We start from the raw sequence: 15,867 nt of genomic DNA, 5'->3' as shown, positions 1-15,867 counted from the left end.
TTTTCATGCTGATGATGGCCATTCTTCCCGCGCGGTTGTCCGGAGAACCGGACCCTCTGCAAAAATACCGTTCCATATTGTGGGACCACCTAGTGGCGCTGTGCGACATCGGTCCCCGCTACCCGGGCAGCGACGGCCACGTCAAAACCCGCGCCTACATCCGGCAGGTGGCGGAGCGCCACGCCGACTCGTGGAAGGAACAGGCGTTCGTCGCGCGGGTGGGGTACGCGGACGAACTGCCGCTGTACAATTACGAACTCACCTTCAATGGCACCGGTGACAAACCGCCCATCCTGCTGGGCGCGCATTACGACACGCGGCCCTTCGCCGATGAGGAGACCGATCCTCAAAAGGAAGGCCAGCCGATCATCGGCGCCAACGATGGCGGTTCCGGCACCGCCGTGTTGTTGGCTCTGGCCGAGTACTTCGACGAGAACCCGCCGGAGCGCACGGTGAAGCTGGTGTTCTTCGACGGTGAGGACTGGGGCCGCAAGGGCTCGGACGAATATTTTCTGGGAGCGACTTACTACGCCGAGCAGTTGAAGAAGGAAGACCCCTCCACCTGGCCCGCCCGGGCGCTGGTAGTGGACATGGTGGGGCAGAAGGATCTCAAAATTTTTAAAGAGCAGTATTCCTTTCGCAGTTCGCCGAGTTTCATAGAAACCGTATTCGACACGGCAGAGGATCTGGGAGTCAAGGAATTCGTGCCCATGCTCCGTTATTCCGTGCGCGACGACCACCTGCCTTTCATCCACATGAAAATCCCTTCCGTGCTGTTGATCGACTTCGATTATTCATACTGGCATACGCTGGAGGACACGCTGGACAAATGCTCGGCGGACAGCATGCTGGCGGTGTTGCGGGTGGTGGTGGAGACGGTCCGGCGGGTGTGACGTTTGCCTTCAAGGCCGGGAGTCGAGCGCTTCCAGTTTTTTACGGGCATCTTCGTTCTGCGGGTCGATCTGCAGAATGAAGCGCAGTTCGCGAATGGCTTTATCGCGGTCGCCCTGTTTGGCATGGATGTCGTGCAGGCTCCAGTGCAGGGAAAGGAAATCGACGCCCATGCCGACGGCGGTGTGGTACGCGCCGATGGCTTCATTCCATTTGCCGAGGCCGTAGTAAGCGTTGCCGAGGTTGAAGTGCGCGACGCCGAACTCCGGGTCCAGCGACAGCGCGCGTTTGAGAAACGGCACGGCTTCCTCGTAGCGCTCTTTTTTGTTGAGCGCCGCACCCAGGTTGGACAATGCCTGGATGAAGTTTGGGTGGATGTAGATGGCCTCGCGGAATTTTTCGATGGCCTTGTTCACGTCACCCCGCCGGAAATACTGGCCGCCCAGGTTGGACAGTGCTTCCGGGAAGCGCGGGTTGATCTTGAGCGCTTTTTCGTATTCCGCGATCGCCGCGTCCATCTGCCCCAGGCCCCGGTAGGCCACGGCAAGATCGTAACGGGCGGGCACGAAATCGGGGTCGATCTTCAGCGTTTTTTGGAACAGGCCGATCGCCGCTTCGGCATCTCCCAATCCGTACAAAGTGAAGTTGCCGCGGTAGTACAGCACCTCTTTGGTGTTCTTGTCCCGTTCGCGCAGGTCGTCGAAGCTGAGAAGCCGGGTGTCTTTCAGGTATGGCTTTACGGATTCAATGGGCACCGCCAGATTCAGTGCGCGTCCTTCCAGGGTGGCGATGCCCACCACCTGGTTGTCGAGGTTGACTACCGGCCCGCCGCTGAATCCCGGCTCGAACGGCGTGGTGGCATAAATAAACGGATACTCTGGAATGGCCTGCGGGTGCACGCCCAGCACGAAACCGTAGGTCTGCACCAGAACCCCGTGCAGGCCCTGCTCCACCATCTCCACCGCGTGTGAGGGATACCCCAGCGCGCTCAGGTAATCATAGGTCTTCAGTTTGGACGAGTCGCCGATCTCCAGCGTGGAATAGAGGTCGCCTTCCAGTTTCAGCACCGCCACATCGCGCAGACGATCCACATTCAACACACCCTTGACGTCCACCTGGGTTCCATCGGGAAACACCGCGCTCATACTGGATGTGTCGATCAACACATGGTAATTGGTGAGGAGGGTGCCGTCCGGCCGTACGATGAAACCACTACCGGTGGACACCGTCTCGCCCTGTTTGTCCTTCGCGATCAGCATGACAATGGCGTTGCGGTTGACCTCGTACGCGGTGGCGTGCACCACGGTGAGCAGGCAAAGCGACGCGGAAAGAAATGCTGTGATCAGGTACGAAACGGGTCGGGCAAAAGGACGCATAGAAGACCGGTCTGCCGCTTGAGATGCGGCGGTTGATGGCTGACTAAAGGTTTGAAAACCCAATTTGAATGAATAAATTGTATCGGCTGGGAAAAGCGATTACAACCGATTTCAAGGGGCGGGGGAGTAGAAACAAAACACCCCCATGCGCCGCAACCCCAAGTAGGGTAACGGGCATGGGGGTGAAAGTGTTTACTGAACGTTGACAATCACCGTCGCGGTGATCGGAGGATTGTACGGAACATGGTTGCCCTGGGCGAACAAGCCCCGGATGACATGCATGCCCGGCTCCAGACGGATCTCCTTGCAGGTCGAACCATCGCCCATGTGAATGTGCTGGGCGTCCTTGCCGATCGGCTGGCTCAGGTCTTTCGGAAGATCAGCGTCCACCAGGATGTGGTGATGTCCTTTGCCGTCATTGACGCCTTTTTTGGCCGGCTCGACGGTGACGTTGTGCGCGACCAGGCACACCTTCACCGGGTTCTGCACCGTGGCGCCGTTGGACGGTTCGCTGATGGCGATGGCGCGGGTGCCCGCCAGGGCGGTGCCCGCCGTCAAAACCAGAAGGCTCAGCAAAGTCACATGCAATTTGAAAAACAGCTTGCTCATTTAATCCTCTCCTTTTCTATCTACCAAGTCTATTGGCGATTGTGAATACGGGATCGGTCCGGCTGAAACCTGCTTGGGTGCAGGCTTTCCCCCCCGGGTGCCGACCCGGCCGAAAGTTCGGCGAATGAAATACCAAAAGAGTTGCGTGGTCCATGCTGAAAATCCCCGGAAGCGGGGATTTCCGCGGGTTGCAGTGCAACCCGTTTGTCTGCATTTAGATCAAAAACAACTCAAAAGGTTTCGTAATCATTCCAGAGATTGCCGGGATTGGCCAGAAAAAATCCGAAAGGCCCTTCACAATTTCCCAAAACGTCCCGGTTTTATCTCTTTTCCTGTTTCCAAAAAGATTATATACTTTCAGCATAATTCAATGTTTTGAGACGTTTTCCCGCGCAGGGAGCCAGGCTCCCCGCCCGTCCACGTTTGGGAGGTATTAATGGAATTACCCGTAACCGGAGAGTGCCGCCTGCTTCACACCTGCGAGATGTGTGAGTACAACAACGACAACGATTGCAAGGCGGATCACAACGAGCACAACCGATGGCTGGTCAATGACCGGATGAACTCGATCAAATATAAGATCATCGTCGGCAGTAACAAGGGGGGAGTGGGCAAAAGCACGGTGACCACCAACCTCGCCATCGCGCTGGCGGAAAAGGGATTCAAGGTGGGTCTGGCCGATGCCGACCTGCACGGTCCCAACATCCCGAAGTTGATCAATGCCGAATCCGTCCGACTGCGCGCGCACGACGACGGCATCTCGCCGTACGAGACCAAGAACGGCCTCAAGGTGGCGTCGCTCGGCTTTCTGATCGAAGACCCCAACATGCACATCGCCTGGCGTGATGCGGTGAAGTACGACTTCATCATCGAGCTTCTGGGCAACATCAACTGGGGAGAGCTGGATTACCTGTTGATCGACCTGCCGCCGGGCACCGGCAACGAGCAGATCACCATCATTGATTTCATCGGCGAGGTGGATGGATGCGTGGTCGTCACCACGCCGCAGGATCTGGCCCTGCTCGACGCGCGCAAGATGATCTCGTTCGCCCGTGACAGCAACGTGCCCATCGTCGGCATCATCGAGAACATGAGTACGCTTGTCTGCCCACACTGCCAGGGTGAAGTGGACGTGTTTCGCAAGGGCGGCGGTCAGAAGCTGGCAGAAGAGCTGGTCCTGCCCTACCTGGGGAGCATCCCGCTGGATGCCGAGGTGGCGGAACGTTCCGACACCGGCGACCCTATCGTGCTTGCCAAGCCGGACTCAAAGGTCACCAAGGCGTTTCTCAATCTGGCGGAAAACACACACAAATTCCTCAATCCCGAAGAATCGCTGAAAGCCAGTTGAAAACCGCGATGTCGCAGAAAGATTCGAAACAGGGGCTTCGGCCCCTGTTTTCTTTTTTCCTCTTTGTTCAAAAAATATAGAAAAAAGAAAGCCGACAATCCATTTGCGATTGCTCTTGCGATTGTTGGATAATGAAGAACAGATGGAAGCACACGTTATGGGGATGGACCTTCCAGTTTCGTCTCCTCCCCTGCAATCGATGCAAGAAATGATATGCGCCCTTCAGTAAAAAATTCGCTCGCTCTTTCCCTCTCCTGGGTTTTGATTCTGCTCTGGGTCCACGGCCTGATGGCCGAAGAAACCAAACCGGACGTTCCCAACTTTCACAACAACCCCCGCGTCGCTGTCGTGGAAGGTCATGATATCCACCTCGATGATCTCAAAAATCCGCAAATCCAGGACATGATGCAACGCCTGCATAGCATGCAGAGCATCCTGCTCAAGCAGAAAACCATCGAGCTGTTGCAGGATGAGCATCCAGAAATCCTCGAAATCCGCGCGGCGCGTATCAATCGCGAGGACATCATCCGCATGTACCAGGAGGAAATGGGACTGGATGATATGGAAGGGCTCAACTCCGCCGCGGTGCAGAACATGATCCGCAATTATGTGGAGCGGCTTCGCCAGGATGCGTATCTTAAGGAGCTGAATCAGCGCTACGAATTTGCGGTGAACAAGGGATGGGTGGAGGATTACTTCGAAGCGCCCAACGACTTCAAGCTGGTGGCGGGCATCGGCACCGCCATGTTGTGGTTCAAGCCGGATCATAAGGAACCCCGGAAGGTGTTTCTTATGGAATACTCCGACTTCCTCTGTCCGTTCTGCAAAAAAGTGCAGACGACGTTGAACCACCTGCGCCAGACTTATGGCGACAGGGTGCAGTTCGGTTACCGTCATTTCCCCCTGCACAAGGAAGCCTTCGCCATAGCCGAAGCGGTGGAATGCGCCCGGGCGCAGGGACGCTTCTGGGAGTATCAAACGGCGGTGTATCAGGACCCGCAGGCATTCAAAAGTGAAGAATCCCTGATCCGCGCCGCGCATGACGTGGGCGTGGACAACCTGAAGGACTTCAAGGCCTGCATGGCTGAAGGCCGGTTTCGCGACCGGGTGGAGCGTGATTTCCGCCAGGGCATCGAGATCGGCATTCAGGGTACGCCCACCTTCATCATCGGTACCTATAACTTCGCCGAATCCACCATTCATGGCGAGATGTTTTCCGGCGCCGTGTCCAGCGAACAGTTTGTCCGCACCATCGAAAAATACATCGAACTTTCTAAAGACTAGTCCTCATTCACCTTCCCGGGTGCACGGCGGCCCCAGACGTTTACGATGCGCTCTCAACTGCAAAGCCAAAGCGAACCGCTCCACGCCAGATCCAGACCGCATGGCCTGACGGCTTTCTGCATCCTGTGTGCGCTGGTGTTTTGCGGATTCAAACCCGTTCAGGAATTCCTGAAGGACCGCGCGGAACAGATCCAGATCGAAATTCATGCGATGTCCGAAAGAGACATCGTGCGGCCGGGGGAGTCCTTCAAGATTTTCGTCGTGGCGGTGCCGCAGAAGGGCTGGCACTTTTATTCCATGGAAGCCAACGGGCAGGACCCGACGGTGGCCACGCGCCTTGTGATCGATCAAAGCCCGTTTGAAGTGGTGGGAGAATGGGCGGAGACGCCGCCGACGCTGGTCAAGGATGAGGCGCTCGGCCGCTGGGTGAAGGTGCACAGCCACCGCGCCGAATTCTCCCGCACGCTCGTGGCGCCGGAAGCCCTCGAGCCCGGAACCCATATGGTGCGGGGCACGCTCACCTACCGCATCTGCGACAATAAGGTCTGCGCCCTGCCGCAGGACCGTCCCTTTCAGTTTCATGTTATAGTGAAAACGGAAGATTGACGGAACCCCGGCCCGTCGCGGGCCCTTTTTGTATTCGGTCACGGCCGCCCCATGGAAATCATCACCACGCATATCAGCGCGGACTTCGACTGTGTGGCGGCGATGGTTGCCACGCAGAAGCTGTATCCCGGCGCGCACATGGTGTTCTCCTCTTCGGTGGAGAACTCCGTGCAGGACTACCTGCGCGCCTTTGACAATCCCTTCCAGTTCACGCGTGCGAAGGACGTGGACCTCGACCAGGTCACGCGCCTGATCGTGGTGGACACGCAGGACGCGGACCGCATCGGCCCGTTCAAATCCCTCCTCGATAAAAAAAACGTCGAAGTTCACGTTTACGATCACCACGTCGATGTCGCGAAACCCCTGCGTGCGGACAAGGCGGTGGTGCGCAACCGGGGTTCGTCCGTCACCATTCTGTGCGAGGAACTGGCCGAGCGCGGCATCACGCTGACGGCGTTCGAGGCGACGCTCATGATCCTCGGCATCTATCAGGACACGCATTCTCTTGTGTCGTCGTCCACCACGCCGGAGGATTTTTTTGCGGTCGGGCAGATGGTGAAACTGGGCGCGGACCTGCAAGCCGTTTCGGAGTTCGTTGAGGCGCGGCTCAACCAGGAACAGCGCGACGTCATGAAGACGCTCAGTCAGAGCCTCGAAGTGAACAATTACAACGGCGTTCAGATCGCCCTCGCACAGGCGGCGGTGGAGCATTACGTCGGCGATCTCGCGGTGGTGGTGTCGCGTCTTCTCGATCTGGAAAATCTCAAGGTGCTGTTCGCCCTCGTGTGCCTGGACAACCGGGTGTACGTCATCGGCCGGAGCCGTACGGACGAGGTGAACGTGGGACGCATCCTGCGTGAACTCGGCGGCGGCGGACACCCGAATGCGGCGTCGGCCAGCACCTCGGACCGCACGCTCATCCAGACGCGGGAACACCTCATCGCCGTCCTCAATGAAAAAGTCGAACCGCTCAACCGCGTCCAACACGTCATGCATTCGCCGGTGGTCTCGGTGCAGGCGAAACAGAGCATTACCGAAGTCGAACGCACCATGACGCGGTTCAACCTCAACACGCTTCCGGTGGTGTTCAACAAAAAGCCGGTGGGACTGATCACGCGCCAGGTGGTGGAAAAAGCCATTCATCACAAACTGGGACGCGAACTGGTGGAAGATTTCATGGCGCACGAGTTTGCGGTGACGACGCCCGACGCGTATTTCAAAACCATCGTGCCCAGCATCATCGAGGCCAAACAGAAGGTCGTGCCGGTGGTGCATCCCAAAACGGGATACATGATGGGCATCGTCAGCCGTGGCGACCTGTTGCGGTTGTTGCATCAGGACATGGGACGCTACGCGCCGGAACCGTATGCGGCCCTGCTCAGCGAAAATGACCTGCTGGTCAAAAACGTGAAGAGCCTGCTCCGGGAACGCTTGCCGAAATCGGTGATGACGCGGCTCAGCGATGTTTCGCATTTGGCGGACGAACTCGGCGTTTCGGTGTATGGCGTCGGCGGATTCGTCCGCGATCTGCTCCTGCGCATCGAGAACCTGGACCTGGATATTGTGGTGGAAGGCGACGGCATGCAGTTCGCCCGCAGGCTGGGCAAAGAATTTGGCGGGCGCGTGGTGGGGCACGAAAAATTCGGCACGTCCGTCGTCATCTTCTCCGACGGATTCAAGATCGATGTCGCCACGGCGCGCATGGAGTATTACACCCATCCCGCCGCCCTGCCTACGGTGGAGATGAGCTCGATCAAGTCGGACCTGTTCCGCCGCGATTTCACGTTCAACGCGCTGGCGATCAAGCTGAACGGCAAGGACGCGTTCACGCTGATCGACTACTTCAATGGTCAGCGCGACCTGAAAGACGGCGTGGTGCGCGTGCTCCACAACCTGAGTTTCGTCGAGGACCCCTGCCGCGCCTTCCGCGCCGTGCGCTTTGAACAACGGCTGAGATTCACCATCGGCAAGCAGACGGAGTCGTTCATCAAACGCGCGGTGGCGAAAAAAATCGTGCACAAGCTGAGCGGCACGCGCCTGTACAACGAACTCATGCGCATGCTCGATGAGAAAAAACCGATCCGCTGTTTCGCTCGCATGAAGGAGTTGGGATTGCTGCAGGTCATCCATCCGCGCCTGATGAAGAACGGCAAGAACGTGCAGATCCTGGAACGCATAGAGGAAATCTTCGCCCTGTCCAACGTGATCCGGCTGGTGGAACAACCGGATGTGGGTTTCGTGTATTTTCTGGGCGCGTTGTACGGGATGAAAAACGCCGACCTCAATCAGCTTGCCACGCGGCTCAGCCTGCCTGCCAAAATCAAAAAACGGGTGAAAGAGGATCTGGCGAATTGCGAGTTCGCGCTCAAAACGCTCAAACGCCGGCGCAAGTTCGAGCCGAGCGACATTTACAATCTGCTCTCGGAGATGTCCACGGAAGCCATTCTGCTCATGATGGCGGTGTCGAACAGCGACCGCATCAACAAACATGTGCTCATGTTCTTCACGCAGTACAATCCGTCGGCCACTTTGTCGCTCACCGGCGACGACCTGATCGAGATGGGCATCCGGCCGGGACCCGTGTTCCAGACCGTGTTCAAGACGCTCCGCGACGCGCGCATCAACGGCCAGGTGCACAACCGCGACGACGAGGTGGCGCTGGTCCAGAAGGAATTTTTGAATTGAAGCGCGCCACTGGCCCCATCATGTTTTTCCCGTTTGGGTGTTCATGACCTCACTCCGCCACAACCTGCGAGTTTCTCGATGAGCCGGTGGCTCGCATCCCTCGACCGCCGGTTCCGCGTGAGCGAACGGGGCGGCACGCTGCTCACGGAGGCGCGCGCGGGCACGGTGACGTTCCTCACCGCGTCGTACATCATTTTCGTGCAACCGGCGGTGATGATGCAGGCGGGCATGGACTTCGGCGCGGTGATGACGGCAACATGCCTTGCCGCCGCCCTGGGGTGCCTCCTCATGGGACTTGGCGCCAACTACCCGATCGCGCTTGCGCCCGGCATGGGCATTAATTTCTACTTCACCTACACCGTGGTCATGGGGCAGGGCATCCCGTGGCAGGTGGCGATGGGCGCGGTGTTTCTCTCCGGCATCGGCTTGATCCTGCTCACCGTGCTCCGCTTCCGGGAAGTCATCATCAACAGCCTGCCGAACGACATCAAGGTCGGCATTTCCGTGGGCATTGGCCTGTTCATTACGTTCATCGGTTTCGTGCAGGGCGGGATCGTGATGGCGCACCCGGGCACGCTGGTGCAACTGGCGCCGCTCAACACCCTGCCCGCGCTGTTCACCGTGGTGGGAGTGGGGCTGATCGGAGTCCTGCTCCAAAGAAAGATTAAAGGAGCCATCCTGATCGGCATGGGGGTGATGACGCTTGCGGCCATGCCGTTCGGCCTTGTGAAATTCCACGGCGTGATGTCCCTGCCCCCGGATTTGACGCCGACCTTTCTGCAACTGGACATCCGGGGAGCGCTGGATCTGGGCCTGCTCACCATCGCGGCGGTGTTTCTGTTTGTCGATCTGTTCGACACCGCGGGCACGCTGGTGGGTGTGGGCCACCAGGGAGGGTTTTTGAAAGACGGACGCCTGCCGCGTGTCAACCGCGCATTGTGGCCGGACTCGGTGGCCACCACGGCTGGGTCCCTGCTGGGCACCACCACCGTCACCTGCTACATCGAAAGCGCCGCCGGTGTGGCCGAAGGCGGGCGGACGGGGCTGGCCAGCGTGGTGACGGCCCTGTTGTTCCTGCTCGCACTGTTTTTTGCACCGCTCGCGAAAATGATCGGCGGCGGCTACCACCTCGATCACGACACCATCCTGTATCCCATCACCGCGCCTGTGCTCATCATTGTCGGCGCCATGATGGCGGCAAACGTCACGCGCATCGACTGGCAGGAGTGGGACGAGGCCCTGCCGGCGTTTCTCATCATGATCGGCATGCCGTTGACCTACAGTATCGCCGACGGCATGGCGCTGGGATTCATCCTCTACCCCATAATCAAGGCGGCCTGCGGCAAGGCGAAGCAGGTGCACTGGATCATGTACGTCATTGCCGTCATGTTCCTCCTGCGTTACCTCACCGTATAAAGGGGAGGGCGGTTTTCGCCTGCCGGACTTGTGTTATACTTGAAGCCGTTTTGAGCAATAAACCACGTCTGATGTGCATCTGGAAAGGAACGGCCGCCCTTGGCAAGCGTTGAATACCTGATCAAACAGTTTCTGAGCCCGGACAAACGGACCCTGGACCTCAGCAATTATCATATCGGCGACAAAGGCGTTGAACAGTTGGTGGACTCGCCGCAATTGAAGCGTGGCAAACTGCGCACCCTGCGCCTGCCGAACAACGACATCAGCGACGAAGGTGCGCGGGTGCTGGCCGAGTGCGAGCACTTCAAGAACCTGCGCGAGCTGGAGTTGTACGGCAACGTCATCAGCGATGACGGGGTGAGAGCCATCGCCACCTCGCCTCATTTTGTCAAGCTCAAGAAGCTGGGGTTGTACGGCAATCTGATCGAGGACGATGGCGCCATCGCCATTGCCGAGTCGGAGACGCTGGCCAAGGTCACGCATCTGTACATCACGGCCAACCGCATCCGCAAGGAAGGAATCGACGCGCTCAAGAATGCGCGGTGCCGCACCCGCCTGTGCCACCTCCATGTGGACGACCTTTCCGATTTTGCGTTTGACGACGACGAGGATGAGGACGAAGACGACGACGATTGACGAGGGGAGGCTTCATGAAGCTCTGGCGGATTCTGCTGTTTGCGGTGTTCCTGATTGTGGGGTTCAGTCCGGTTTCCCAGGCACAGTTCTTCGATCGGGAGGACGTGTTCTCGAAAGAAAAAATTGATTACGACAAGGTATTCAAGGAGGGGTTGTCCGGCGGTGGGCGCACGCTGAAACTGAACGGCAAGAAGATCGGCGATAAAGGCCTGGCCCTCCTTCTGGAAAAGGGTTTCCTCAAAAAAGTCACCAAGCTGGACCTGCGTTACAACGAAATCTCCGAACGCGGCGCCGCCTTGCTGGCCCAATCCACGGCACTGGCCAACCTGAAGAAACTGGAATTGCGGCACAATTACCTGCTGGACAAGGGAGTGGTGGAGCTGGCCTCATCCAAAAACATGCCGAAGCTGGAAAACCTGGGGCTCAGCTTCAATGAAATCCGCGACGAGGGTGCGCTGGCGCTGGCGGATTCGCAAAGCTTTCCCAAACTGAAAAAACTCGATCTGCGCGGCAACTTCCTGGCCGACACCACCAAGGACACCCTGCAGAAAAAGCTCGGCCATCTCAAGTCCCTGCAGTTGTTCTGATCCGGCTCATCCGTTTTCAATAAAATCAAAGTGCGTCATTTATAGGGCATTGCGGCCGTAGCGGGCCAGGTTGCAAATTTTGCGCTTGCATGGCGGCCCGCCAGGTGCGACCCTCGGTATTTCGGTAATCGAAAAATATTATTCCGTATGCGGTAAATGTTTTGGCATCCTGGGGCATTATTCTTTCACGTCCTTTCTCATTGAGGAGGCTGTTTGATGGCACGCACCACTTCCAAAAAAAATATAGTCCGCAAATCCTCCCCTTCCCACGCCCGCAAAAAAACGGCGTCCCGTTCCTCCCAAACGCGCAAGCTGGTGGTGCTGGTCGGAACCCGCAAGGGGGCATGGTTCTATTACGGCGACACCCGGCGTAAATCCTGGAAAGTGAGCGGACCTCACTTCCTCGGTCAGATCATAAACCACGTGGTGCTCGACCCGCGCGACGGCAAGACCCTGCTGGCGGCGGCGAGCACGGGGCATTTGGGCCCGACCCTGTTCCGCTCGACCAACCTGGGGCGCACATGGGAGGAAGCGGCCCGGCCGCCGGCCTTTGCCAAGGCGGAAAACGGCCGCTCCGTCGACCATACCTTCTGGTTGCAACCGGGGCACGTCAGCCAGCCCGGCGTGTGGTACGCGGGCACCTCGCCGCAGGGCCTGTTCCGCTCGCAGGATGCGGGCAGGACCTGGGAACCGTTTTCCAGCATCAACGACGATCCGCAATTTTTGCGCTGGATGGGCACGGTGCAGGACGGCACCCCCGACGGACCCAAACTGCATTCCATCATCATCGACCCGCGCGATCCGGATCATTTTTACTTCGGCATGTCCGGCGGCGGCGTACACGAATCGTTGGACGGCGGAAGAACCTGGACGGCGCTGATAGGCGGCATAGACGTGGTCGATGGATTCGACCGCAATGACCCCATGTTCCACGATCCGCATTGCGTGCGCCTGTGCCCGAGCAATCCCGACCGCCTCTACCAGCAGAATCACTGTGGCATCTATCGACTCGACCGTCCGTCGAACACGTGGGAACGCATTGGCAAAAAAATGCCGAAGAAGGTGGGCGACATCGGTTTCCCCATGGTGGTGCATCCGCGCGATGACAACACCGCGTGGGTGTTTCCCATGGACGGCAGCATGGTGTGGCCGCGCACCGCGGTGGAGGGCCGGCCCTGCGCCTACGTCACGAAGAACGGCGGCAAAACCTGGAAACGGCTCGATGCCGGCCTGCCGGAAAGCCAGGCGTGGTGGACGGTGAAGCGGCAGGCGATGACGGGGGATGACGCCGACCCGGTGGGTCTGTATGTCGGCACCACCGGCGGCGAGTTATGGCTGAGCCGCGACGAGGGGAATAAGTGGACCTGCATGGCGCGCCACCTGCCGGAAATCTATTCCGTGGAAGTGGCGGAGGTGGGGTGATCGGCGGGGCAGTGTCCTTCACCGGGCTTTTTTAACGAAGGTCAAGCTATGAGAGTTTTGATTCCCAGTCCGCTTTACTCGTACACGAACCATAAAGATGTGGTCGAGGCCGAGGGCGCCACGCTGGCTGAGGTGCTGGGCGATCTGGACCGCCAGTTCCCCGGTCTGCGGTTCCGCGTGGTGGACGAGCAGGACCGCATGCGCCCGCACGTCCGCTTCTTCGTCAATGGCGAGCAGGAGTTCGACCTGAACCGGCCGCTGAAACCCACCGACGCCATCGACATCGTGCAGGCGCTCAGCGGCGGCTGATCCGCCGGGCGTTCTTTCACCTGAAAGCGATCATCCCGTGACAAAGGCGCAACCTCGCGCTCCGCATCTTTTCAAGTTGCCGTCATGAAAGTCATGCCAGTCCCGAATGGACCAGACTGTCAGGCAATGTGGGTGATGCCTGAATCTTCGTCGAAGACGAAGGTGCCGCCTTCCGGGTCGCGGTAGTTGATTTCCTTCACTTCCCAGAGATGTTTTTTCATCACGTCGGCTTCCGCCACGTGGTAGCGGCCATTCTCCTCCCGTTGCAGGAGCAGGTACTGGTTGTTGTCGTTGGACACGATCGTCCACGTCTTGAAATCGCTTTGTACGATCCCTTTTTCAAAATCGATATCGATGATGTTCATTCTCTTTAATCACTCCCTGGAACAAACATGTTGATTGAGAATTATTTGCTTTGTCAGTAATGAATGTCTTTGGCCAGCTCCCGCGCCTTGGCCAGGGCATGGCTTTTCGAGGGATGCTGGCTGTCACGCACCACCAGTTTGGCGAACTCCACGAGGGGATCGATGGAATCCGTGTTGGTATAGCCTTTTTGCTTGAGATAGTCAATCAATTCGGTTTCCTTGAGACGGGTCGCCAGGTTGCGGGCGAGCGGGGCGGGGTCCTTCTTAGCGCCCTTGGGTTCGCGCGGGGCTTCGCCTTCAGTGCCTTGCGGCAGGTCTTTTTCGACGATGATCTCCGGCGTGATGCCGTGCTGGTTGATGTCGATGCCCGACGGCGTGTAGTACTTGGAGGTGGTCAGGCGCAGGCCGGAACCGTCGCTCATGCGGAAGATGGTCTGCACCGATCCCTTGCCGTACGAGGTCTCGCCCAGGATGAGCGCCTTGCCGGAGTCTTTCAGCGAACCGGCCACGATCTCCGACGCGCTGGCGCTCTGCTTGTTGATGAGCACCACGAGCGGCAGGTGCGTGAGCGTGTTTTTGTACAGCGCCTGGTAGGTCTGCATGTCGTTGCGGTCGCGGCCGCGTGTGTACACGATCAATTCACCCTTATTGAGAAAATGGCTGGCCACCTTCACCGACTGGCTGAGCAGGCCGCCGGGGTTGTTGCGCAGGTCCATGATGAACGCGGTGACGCCTTCCTCCAATGCCTGGTTCAACGCCACCTGCAACTGGTCGTTGGTCTGTTTGGAAAAACTGTTGATCGACAGGTAGCCGACGCCGTCGCCCATGTTTTTGTATTCCACGGTCTCAATGGAAATGATCTCGCGCGTCAGCGTGATTTCCTGAGTCGAGTTGGTGGAGGGACGGAACACCTGGATCTGCACCTTGGTGTTGGGGTAACCGCGCAGGCGTTCGGCCAGCTCGTTGATCTGCATGCCTTTCACCGTCTGCCCATCCACCTGGCTGATGACGTCCTTCGGCAGAATGCCGGCGCGTTCGGCGGGCGAGTTTTTGAGCGTGCGCACGACGGTGAGCTTGAGGTCCTCCATGGTGATCACCATGCCCACGCCGCCGTACTGGCCTTCCGTATCGCGCATCGACCGCTCGAAATCATCCTTGTCCATGTACAGCGAGTAGGGGTCGAGCGAACTCATGAGGCCGATGATGGCCGCCTGTTCGATGTCCTTTTTCTTGAGCTGGCCCTGGTACTGGTTGGCGAGGAAATAGTACACCGACCGGAACGCCTCCATGTTTTCATGACGGCTGAAACTGAGGCGGTAGCTCAACCGCGCACTGTCCTTTTTTAAAACCTGCCCGGAGTACACGTCGGTCACGGTCAGGGTTTTTTCCGGGACTTTGGCGATCATGCCCTGGATGCTGGTTTCAAACAGGGTTTTGTAGTCGGGCGGGTACACGTAATTGCCGGAGACGAGGTCCAGCACCTCCTCGAAGATTTCCAGGTCGTCATCGAAAAACCCCGCGTGTGCGGAGGTGGGCAGGGAAGACGGGACCGGCGTGGCATGCCACGGTGCGATCAGCGCAAGGCTCAACGCCAGCGCGCCCAGAACGCCCAACCATCTGCCGATACCTGTTCGTTTGCCCGTCGTCATAACCGTGTCACTTCTTCTTCAGCAGGTCGTTGAAAATCACGATCAGGTTGTCGGTCATCTTCTTCACATCACCGCCGGAGAGGCTGGGCGTCACCTTCAACGTTCCGTTGATGATGATGGTCGGCGTCTCGTCCACGCCGAATTCCTGCGCCAACTGCAACGATTTTTGCACCTTGTTGCGGATGCGCGGCGATTTCATGCCGTCGGTCATGGCCTCCTGGATGCCGAAATCCTGCGACAGCATGCTGATCACGCGCGGCTGGAACACGTTCACACCCAACTGAAAGTTGGTGTCAAACAGCGTCTTGGTGAATTTTTCCTCCATGCCCTGTTCGTCGGCGATGTAGAACGCCATCGCGGGGTAAGGCGTCTGCTGGCCCCAGTAGATGGGTTGTTTCTTGTGCAACAGCTTGCCCTTGAACTTCGCATGCAGGCGTTTGGACTCTTCCAGGAAACCGTAGCAATGGCCGCAGGAATAATTGAAAAACTCCATCATTTCGATCTGCTGGACGTTTTTCAGGTTTTTGAGGTCGCCGATGACTTTGTATTGTCCGGCGATTTTCGGGCCGTCGGCCACAGCCGGAGCGGCAATGAGGCTGGCAACCAGAATGAGAAGGGGGATGAATCGTTTCATTGAACACTCCATGTACGCGTGAGATCGGTCTATCAATTATAGTAGCAAAC

At 58.2% G+C, this 15,867-nt stretch carries 15 protein-coding genes; 10 read left to right on the top strand and 5 right to left on the bottom strand.

Features of this window, described 5'->3' with window-relative positions:
• Nucleotides 1-5 precede the first annotated feature (5 nt).
• Nucleotides 6-893: a M20/M25/M40 family metallo-hydrolase gene (locus J2S31_RS10550; protein WP_237099052.1), complete on the top strand. Its 888-nt coding sequence runs from the start codon at nt 6-8 to the stop codon at nt 891-893.
• Between the two features lie 9 nt (nt 894-902).
• On the opposite strand, the gene J2S31_RS10545 is transcribed toward J2S31_RS10550, so the two are convergent.
• Both J2S31_RS10545 and J2S31_RS10540 read right to left on the bottom strand, forming a co-directional pair.
• Nucleotides 903-2,267, bottom strand: a complete 1,365-nt coding sequence (locus tag J2S31_RS10545) for a tetratricopeptide repeat protein (RefSeq protein WP_237099051.1) — start codon at nt 2,265-2,267, stop codon at nt 903-905.
• 192 nt (nt 2,268-2,459) lie between these two features.
• Nucleotides 2,460-2,876, bottom strand: a complete 417-nt coding sequence (locus tag J2S31_RS10540; protein ID WP_237099050.1) for a DUF4399 domain-containing protein — start codon at nt 2,874-2,876, stop codon at nt 2,460-2,462.
• Between the two features lie 436 nt (nt 2,877-3,312).
• Between J2S31_RS10540 and J2S31_RS10535 the strand changes: the two genes are divergently transcribed.
• The 9 genes from J2S31_RS10535 (at nt 3,313) to J2S31_RS10495 (ending at nt 13,169) form a co-directional block, all read left to right on the top strand.
• A complete protein-coding gene (locus J2S31_RS10535) occupies nt 3,313-4,224 on the top strand; it encodes an Mrp/NBP35 family ATP-binding protein (RefSeq protein WP_237099049.1) in 912 nt (303 codons plus the stop codon).
• A 213-nt stretch (nt 4,225-4,437) separates the two neighbouring features.
• Nucleotides 4,438-5,508 (top strand): DsbA family protein, encoded by a 1,071-nt coding sequence (locus J2S31_RS10530; RefSeq protein WP_237099048.1) that lies wholly within the window; start codon nt 4,438-4,440, stop codon nt 5,506-5,508.
• 45 nt (nt 5,509-5,553) lie between these two features.
• The gene (locus tag J2S31_RS10525) at nt 5,554-6,114 is read left to right on the top strand and encodes a protein-disulfide reductase DsbD domain-containing protein (protein ID WP_237099047.1); all 561 of its coding nucleotides are present in this window, start codon (nt 5,554-5,556) and stop codon (nt 6,112-6,114) included.
• A gap of 51 nt (nt 6,115-6,165) precedes the next feature.
• Nucleotides 6,166-8,799: a CBS domain-containing protein gene (locus J2S31_RS10520; protein WP_237099046.1), complete on the top strand. Its 2,634-nt coding sequence runs from the start codon at nt 6,166-6,168 to the stop codon at nt 8,797-8,799.
• A gap of 78 nt (nt 8,800-8,877) precedes the next feature.
• Nucleotides 8,878-10,215: an NCS2 family permease gene (locus J2S31_RS10515; protein WP_237099045.1), complete on the top strand. Its 1,338-nt coding sequence runs from the start codon at nt 8,878-8,880 to the stop codon at nt 10,213-10,215.
• Between the two features lie 99 nt (nt 10,216-10,314).
• A complete protein-coding gene (locus tag J2S31_RS10510; RefSeq protein WP_237099044.1) occupies nt 10,315-10,851 on the top strand; it encodes a hypothetical protein in 537 nt (178 codons plus the stop codon).
• 14 nt (nt 10,852-10,865) lie between these two features.
• Nucleotides 10,866-11,438 carry a hypothetical protein gene (locus tag J2S31_RS10505; protein WP_237099043.1) on the top strand — a complete coding sequence of 191 codons (573 nt, stop codon included), beginning with the start codon at nt 10,866-10,868 and terminating at the stop codon, nt 11,436-11,438.
• Between the two features lie 216 nt (nt 11,439-11,654).
• Nucleotides 11,655-12,860 (top strand): sialidase family protein, encoded by a 1,206-nt coding sequence (locus J2S31_RS10500; protein ID WP_237099042.1) that lies wholly within the window; start codon nt 11,655-11,657, stop codon nt 12,858-12,860.
• A gap of 48 nt (nt 12,861-12,908) precedes the next feature.
• Nucleotides 12,909-13,169 (top strand): MoaD/ThiS family protein, encoded by a 261-nt coding sequence (locus tag J2S31_RS10495; protein WP_237099041.1) that lies wholly within the window; start codon nt 12,909-12,911, stop codon nt 13,167-13,169.
• Nucleotides 13,170-13,288: 119 nt separating this feature from the next.
• On the opposite strand, the gene J2S31_RS10490 is transcribed toward J2S31_RS10495, so the two are convergent.
• Genes J2S31_RS10490 through J2S31_RS10480 form a run of 3 tightly spaced genes read right to left on the bottom strand, consistent with a single transcriptional unit; the run spans nt 13,289 to nt 15,817 of the window.
• Nucleotides 13,289-13,534 carry a hypothetical protein gene (locus J2S31_RS10490; protein WP_237099040.1) on the bottom strand — a complete coding sequence of 82 codons (246 nt, stop codon included), beginning with the start codon at nt 13,532-13,534 and terminating at the stop codon, nt 13,289-13,291.
• Between the two features lie 53 nt (nt 13,535-13,587).
• Nucleotides 13,588-15,183 carry a S41 family peptidase gene (locus J2S31_RS10485; RefSeq protein ID WP_237099039.1) on the bottom strand — a complete coding sequence of 532 codons (1,596 nt, stop codon included), beginning with the start codon at nt 15,181-15,183 and terminating at the stop codon, nt 13,588-13,590.
• A 7-nt stretch (nt 15,184-15,190) separates the two neighbouring features.
• Nucleotides 15,191-15,817: a DsbA family protein gene (locus tag J2S31_RS10480; RefSeq protein ID WP_237099038.1), complete on the bottom strand. Its 627-nt coding sequence runs from the start codon at nt 15,815-15,817 to the stop codon at nt 15,191-15,193.
• Nucleotides 15,818-15,867 lie beyond the last annotated feature (50 nt).

This window comes from Nitrospina gracilis Nb-211, from assembly GCF_021845525.1.
GTDB classification, from domain to species: Bacteria; Nitrospinota; Nitrospinia; order Nitrospinales; family Nitrospinaceae; genus Nitrospina; species Nitrospina gracilis_A.
Note: the sequence above shows the minus strand (reverse complement) of the source record. Positions and strands in the feature narration are given on the sequence as shown.